The sequence below is a fragment of the Vibrio sp. Vb0349 genome (genome assembly GCF_033338975.1).
On sequence record NZ_JAWOTS010000004.1, the window covers coordinates 103,893 to 112,186 of the forward strand.

Below are 8,294 nucleotides of genomic sequence, written 5' to 3' on the forward strand. Positions count from 1 at the left end.
TTTTAATAATTCAGTCAAAGTGACGGTTGGCTTGGTGTTTATGCCTATTTTGTTGGTGTTAATGTCACGTTGAGAAAATATTTTTCAATAATATAATCTCGGGAAAATATATTTTTCCAAATTACTATGTTCGCTAAAAATACGCTGAAATTAACATTAGGTCTTACGCTTACATCTCTTTTATTGAGTGCATGTGGTGGTGGTGATGGAGGAGACAACACACCTCCAGCTAGAAGCAAAGGAAGCATTTCCGGTATGGTGTTTGACGCCCCAGTCAATGGCGCCAAGATTGAGGTTTTCGAGTTCAAAAATGGAAACTTAGGTCGGAAGTTGGCTAACACGACGTCTGATGCCTTCGGAAACTATCTGCTAGAGTTTGAATCGTCGTCAATGCCTCTTTTTGTTGTTGCAAAAGAGGGGAGTTATACCGATCCGTTTACAAATGAAACGGTATCTGTGAGTAATGCGAAGACACTTAAATTTGAAGGTGTTGTGAACTTTAAAGAGGGGAGTGAGCAAAAGTTAATGCTTACTCCGCTGTCGAACTTGGCAGCAGGCTTGGCAAAGTACAAAATTTCTCAGGGGGCCACAGATGAAAGTGCCTTTTCAACTGCTTTGGATAGTATCAATAGCATGTATGGCTTTGACGTAAATGAGACCAAACCTATTGATATTACCAAAGGTGGGCAAAGCAGCTTTGCTAGTGTAGGGCATCAATACGGCGCTTTATTAACAGCATACTCGTCTTACTCTTACGATCTTATTAAAAAATACGGCAACAGCGATAACGTCTACACTTCGATGCACTTCGCTGACATCCAATATCGGGATGTTATTGCAGATGGTGTTCTTGATGGTCTTGAAGTGAGCCAGACTTCCGGAGCAGTGACTCCCCTCAGCTTTGGACAGAAAAAGATAAACAGCGACGTTTATACACGTGACTTATCTCAACATGTTTTGATCGTGGTAAACGACCCAAGTATCAATATTTCTGGTACTGATGCTGCCGACTATGTCGACTTTAGTAAGAAGCTTAATGACTTAGGTACATATGGCAGTACAGATGGCGTCATTCCACCGCGAGATGGGACGGAGATCGATACCACAGCGCCTATCGTGACACGCATTGACCGTGATGTACTTGCTGGCACCGATAAAGTTGATCTAAAAATTGTTGATGATATCGGTGTAGAAGACGTATCCGCCTTTATTCAGTATCAGATTAATGGCTCTTGGTCTGGTGAATTTCAATGTAACGACATACAAGATTTTGGAAGCACATTCTGTTCGGTTGAATTTGATGATTTTGAAGTTGGCCTTCGAGAGACCAACGTAAAAGTTAACATTAATACCAAAGAGATCGATAGTGTGGATATGAACCCTGCCACAGGGCTCTCAAACGTAACAGCAGCACGGTTAGTCTTGTATACAGCGGATGTACTGGGTAATGAGTTAATTCCAGGCAGCCATTCGGGTCTTCATATCAACTTTGAATGGGATAACGATGCGCCTGTTATCGATATTACATCGGCGAGTGCAATTAATAACCAACTTAAAGAATACGTTCTGAAAGGCGTTGTAAAAGAAAGCTCGCAAGAGATTAGTTCGGTCAGTATTTCATTTAAAGATGGCTTACATGAGGGCGTCACATGTTCTCCTGTCACTGTAGAGTCTGGAAATGCTTGTGAGTTTAGTAAGGCTTACCCAACTGATGAATTCCTATCTACGACGGTCTTTGAGGTTCGAGCGAGGGATAGCAAAGGCAATACGGGCTCTGCGCAGCATGCAGTAAGTCGTGACGATCAAGCGCCAGCACAGACGATAACCTATCCTGAAGGTACGTCAATGACGTACGTAAATGTGGGTTTAGATGGTGAACGAACCACTTACGATGGTATCTACTCTCAAGATACGTACACCCCAGACAATGTTCAAGCAAGCCGCGATTTCCTGAAGATTGATTATGCGTACGCAAGTTTAGGGATTCAGAGCTCATTAAAAGGGATAGATTTTAGTAACTTCAACGCTAATTTATTGAAAGAGAATAAAATCCCTTATGTTCGTGTGAAAGTTTCAGACGTAAATACCGATACGGTTTTAGGCTCTAACGCTAATAAGCTTAAGCTTGTCGTCAAGTACTACGTAAGCCAAAACAACGATAATAATTACTCACTTCAGCAAGTTATTGATACAACCGCATCAGATGACGATTACATCGCAAAAATTCCGCACGAAACACTGTTAGATAGCAATGGGCGAGTAGAGGATGTCATTTATTACATTCCTTTTGTAAGAGATATTTTGGGTGACAGCTTTAAATCGGTATCAGAAAACAGTAGTCAAAAGTTAGTCATTCAAACCATCGATGAGTCTGATAACGAAAGCACTCCAAGAGAAGTATATTTTAGAAGTAGCTTTGACCTACCAACCATAAAAGTGGTGACACCATTTATTGGTGCGCGAGCTCAACTTGAAGGGTTGAGCCCAAGTGGTGAATTCACTTCACTTGCAAGTTGTACCACTATCCAGCAACTGGAAAGTGACCAGTCCATGGCTCTTGACGTAGCGAGTTGTGAAACCACAACTGACGTAGTGAATTATGATTTCATGCGTGTTCGTTTAATTGGTATCGAAGGCAGTGAGCCATACTATTACCAATGGAAAAGAGATCCAGGGACCAAGAAAGTAACGGTTGACTTAAACAAGGCCAATATTGGTGTGTATTTTAAGCTCAAAGGTTCTCAAACTTACTATATTACTGAACTATCGACATATCAGACTGGTTTGTTTGATTTCCAGTGGGATCAAGTGACAGCGGGAGAGAAAACTTCAGAACGTGCGATTCAAATTCTTGATGAGGTGCGCTACGCGTTATCAGGTACGAATAACAACTCATTCTTTGGGTTTGACCCAACGGTTGTGTCTTATGCAACCAATGAAATGCTTACGACTAAAGCGATTCCAGACAAGCCATCAAATGACTATCTACACCGATTCCTTGTTGAAGCAATTGATAGTATTGCCGAGAGAATGCCAAGAAATAACTCATTAGATTTTGCATCTGCTATTTACGATGATTTTAGCTACGATGGAAAAGCAAATGGTGTAGGGGCAGGAGGAAGTCAAGTTACGCTCGATTCTTACACGTTTGGCGCTGAAACTTATCGAAAAGATCTGGCGCAATCCTATTATGAAATCATGGCGAGCAAATACGGTATTGAGACCAATATCGCGCAGCTCTATGCTGATGATATTTCGATGGCTAATCCTGACTTAAATGGTAAGAACATTTTTGATACAGAGGGTAGCAGTATCGATACCTTGCCTCCGCAGCCAAAATTAACCATTGAAAGCGGTAGAGAGACGATGGTTGGTAATAGGCTTTATATCGCTGGCGAGGTTGTTTCTAAAATTGTCCTAGACGATCCTTCTGGTATTGTAGGAACCGACGCTCACGGCCCGAAGTTTAACACGATGTGGTATCAAGCCAATGAGCCAAATATTGAAATACCACTGGACATCAACATCGTAGAAAACTCAGACAGCAGCAATACTTATCGAAAAGAGTACTTCTTCACCCTTAACTCCCAGTCTAGTGAACTAAAAGATATTATAGAGTTTGCCGTGGAGACCAGTGCTATGGACCCACATGGCAATGCGTATGGTTACAATGGTAAATCTCCGTTTATAGAATCGGTGTTTATTGATAACGACTTCCCTAAGGCCAGTTACCTTCCACCCAATGATGTCGATGGTAAACCTGTAGAAAACGGTATTTATTTAAATGCGAACAATACTCATGAATTAACCTTCAAGGTTGAGGATATTGTTGGTGATAAGCTTGCCTCGAGGGGCCTTGTTTTCTACCAGCAAACCGGTGAAAAAGTAACATACACACCAGAAAACTTTGCAAGTAACTCGAAAGACGCGTTTAAAGTCAAACTATGTACGGGCGAGATTTGTTCAAATCAAGGCTCTACGATTTATCCTGGTGATGGAGATTGGTTAGTTGTTGCAGCAGCAGAGGACAACTTAGGTAACTCCGTTTCAGAGTTAACTAGCACCGCTCCGAGATTCAATATTCGTATCGACTCTGAAGCCCCTATTGTAAAAAGTGAGCAGGTTCAAAGCCGTTTAGGTGGTAATAACCAATGGGCACCTGTCATTGATTGGGGGACGTTAAGCTCTGGCAATAACGTAAAAATAGATTTGCGCCGCGGATCTGGTCAGGCTCTGACATTAGAAAGCTGTGACCCTCTAACAGAGGCGTGTGACGTACCATACCTAGTTGGTGAACAGCCTGACGTCAAAGTCCAACTGGTTTCAAAAGCATTTGATTACGATGAATGGAATGAATTTTACGTCACTGCGACGGACAACGCTTACCCTGCCAATGTTAGTACAACAGGGAAATTTACCTTCCAAGTCGATAACAAAGGCCCTGAAATCATCCTAAATACGCCTTGGGTTGAAGACACATTGTCTAAAGAGAACTATGTCATAGGGCGTGAGTTCAATGTGCGATTTAAATCCGTAATAGACGATTCAGACCTTGAGCAAGTCTCGCTGTATCAAAGTGGTAAAGATTCGCCAATTAAGACAATTGTGCCAACGGATTCATCTAAAGAGTTTGTCATGTCTCTTATCAAGAGTGACACAGATAAAATAGACATTTCTGAAGATGAAAAAACAACGTCATTGTATGTAAAAGCAACCGATATTTATGGTTTTGAGTCTAGTTCTAACACGCACAAGGTTATTCTTGATCGTGATGGACCAACATTAGGATTAAGTGGTTTCAATGCGAATGACTACTACTTAGGTAACTATGTCTTTGACCTAACGGCGCTCGACCTAAATGCAAACGGTGATGTTTCAATTAATGGTGTCAATCGAGAAAGCCTAGAGTATTGGACGTTTAGCGATCTGGAACCATTACCTGGCTCTCCCGGTACAAAAATCAATGAGGATCTCAAAGTGAGCCTTGGTGATTTAGGTACGGGTACACACAAGGTTCGTTTAAAAGGGTCTGATGTTCGTGGCAACACAACCTTAACCAGTGATGAGCAAGATTTTACCGTCAAAGTGTACAACTCCATCCCGCAGGTGACGCTGGCGATGAGTTACACGGATGGAACGCCAATTACAAACAACACCATCTATCAAGATGGGAATATCGTACTTACGCTTGATATTGTTGATGATAGTGGCGTTGATCGAATTGACTCAACTTATAGATTCTCTGGAGAGCAAAACGGGACTAACTTTACGTTCTCAGAAACCGCAGATGGCACTTGGACTGCAACGTTGCTTTCTACACAAATTGCCAAAGATGGTAATTATGAACTTGATATCAAAGTTTATAACAAAGTTCGTTACCTTGATGAAAAAGACCGAAAGGTTGGAAAAGTAAACCAAACCTTTAGCGTACAGCGTGAAGGCGTGGTTCTAACAGTTGAAAGCCCGCTGGACTTCCAAAATTACTTATCTGATGGTGTTCTTGATGTCATCTTTACTACATTGAGTGCGGTCAAAGCCAAAACGTTAGAGTGTTGGGTTCGTGAAGAATACAACTCTCTGGATGCGCCACCAACTAATGAGCAACCAACTTCTGGTGTTATCAACGTATCGCAAGAACCTTACAGTTGTAGTGTCAATGTTGGGCAAAACATGACCAAAGCACCTGTTACTTTGATCACTAAAACCTTGGGTACAAATGGGCGTGAAACGATCAACAAGTTCAATTTCTCCGTGGTGGATATTGATGCACCGACAGTCGTAAATGGTAACTCATACAGTTTTAAAGGAAGTGATGTTTGGTTTGATGAAGCTTTGAAGAAGAAGATGCTCACATTTGAGCTCTCTTTCAATGATGCTTTATCAGGCGTGAATACCGAAAGTTCAGATGAATATCCAAAGTTGGTTCGTAATCTTGGCAACAAAGCTTATACACCAACGACTTGTGCCAAAGGTGTTGGAAATATCAAGTGTACGTATTCTGAATCCTATGCCGATATTATTGATGGCCTGAGTACAACTCAAGAATACAAAATCAAGAACTTATCTGATTTAGCAGGAAACTTGACGCCAGAGCACGATCTACTGCTTGAATTACCTAAAGGTTCGGTAGTCGTTGAAATTACTGATCCGGTTGGAAACACAACCATTAATGGTCAGCAGCTTGTCGCCAAATTCAGAATTAAGCTGTATGAAAACTCTAGACTAGACAATGTGATGGCCAGGTTTGGAACGGAATCCTACAACTATAAAGATAATCCGGAGAAGTTTGCACAATTAGAGGTGTGTGCAGATGATCCAACCTACAAGTGTTCAACATTTACAAGTGAACTTCCTAGCGATGCGGATGGAAAAACGATCAGGACAACGATTACCGCAACGGATGTGTGGTCGAGAGTCGGTGAAGCGACCGTTGATATTAAAGTTGACAACACACCTCCAAGTGTTGGCGATGAGATTATCGTAACCGAATCGCCAACAAATCCTGATAATGTTCGTTTTCGTTTTGACATAACGGACACTGGTAGCAGCCTGGCAACAGTAAACTACTCGGTTTTAAACCCGAGTTATCAAGAAGAAAGAGTAGAGGATGGGAATGGTTCATCTACGTACTTTGAACTACCGAAATCTCAGTTAGAGGGGCGTGGTTCAATCACAGTAGACATCAAAGCGACAGATAGCGTCGGACTGTATTCTGATATCAGAAAAGTCATTGATATTAGTGTTCCTAAAGTCACAGTTGATTTCGATGGAATTACGAGTTTGCAGGGTGGGAAACTGTTCTTAACCAAGGCAAGCCAGCCGTTTACGGTATCTACGGTGGAAGGAGAAAGAGTGAAAGCTTCACAATATTCTGTGGAGCTTATTCCAAGCCTCGGTGATTCCTTGCGTTACTCAGGTGATGTTATCTCATCTAGTGGTAATGGAATGATGAGCTTTGCCGTCGATAACCAAGGGTCATATACCCTTAAGGTGACGGTGACGGACTCAGTTGGAAGAGAGAATACAAGCTTTGAATTACTAGGCAAAAGTTATGATGGAAAGGTTATCGAATCTATTGTTGATTATGACGCTCCAAGTATTTCGGGCTTAAGTGCTAATCAAACCTCTAAGGTGCCGACAAACGATAAGTATCAACTAGAAATTAGTGCATACATTACAGATAAAAATTTAAATCTCGTCACGTCAAAAGCGGTGAGTGGTGGTAGCACAGTAGCTCCTCAAGCGATTACTGAGCCGACAACCGAAGCGGGGCCTTATGTCATAAGCTATTTGTTACCGAAAGGCGATCATACGATCACGGTGGCAGCAACAGACAAGGTGGATAACAAGAGTGAAAGTTCTATTGACGCGCATGTGGAAGCGGCAACCGTTCCCGGGCTAAGTATCTCTACCGCCTCAAGCGCCCCTCTTTTTGGAGGCGAAGAGATTACGCTTGCGTTTAACTTTACAGAAGAAGTTACGAACTTTGATATCTCAGATGTCCATCTTGTCGCTAGTGATAGCGGTGTAACAGGAACGTTAAAACAAGATACTTGGTCGACTTCAGACAATATTACGTGGACGGTTAACTATGTCAGCCCAGAAAAACAAGATAAAAATATCACTATTCAGGTAGAAGACAATAGCTATCAAAGTACCAACACAATTCCTGGAAAAGGAAGCAGCTTAAGTATCGCGGTTGAAGGAACCTTACCAAAACTAACCAATGTGACATTTAACCCCGAGCATCAGAGCGTGGGGCAAAGCGTGAGTGTCTCGCTTGAGTTTGATAAAGAGCTCCAAGAGGCGACCGCTACGCTTGGCGGCAATCGCATTAGTTCTCTGTCAGCAACGGCAGATAAAAAGGTCTGGGTTGGTGATGTACAAGTTCCGAGCACCGCGCTGTTAAGTGTCGACTTGGTTGTTAGTCAGTTTAAAGATTTGACTGGCAACATAGGTGAGGATAACACCGCTCACGAATTGCCAATCACGCCAACCTTAGCTATTAAGCCAGTGGGCAGTGTGGATGAAACGCATGCCGCCACACTACAATTCGAAGGCACGTCGACACGTTTTGACGGTCAGTCCCTGCGTCTTGAAGTGAAAGCCCAAGGCAGCGCGACGGTACTAAAAAGCGGCAGCGCGACAGTACAAGCCGGTGGCACTTGGATCAGTGACGCAATGGACATGAGTCACCAAACCAATGGTACTTATACTGTGATGGTGACGGGGACGAACTCAGCGGGCATTGAAGTGAGTGAAAGCCAGAGCTTTACACTGGCGCAGTCTCTGCC

At 42.6% G+C, this 8,294-nt stretch carries 1 protein-coding gene; it reads left to right on the forward strand.

Annotated features, from left to right (window positions below):
• Positions 1–126 precede the first annotated feature (126 nt).
• Positions 127–8,294 (forward strand): hypothetical protein (locus R7Q47_RS06945; RefSeq protein ID WP_318088776.1); only part of this gene is annotated, 8,168 nt, incomplete at its 3' end.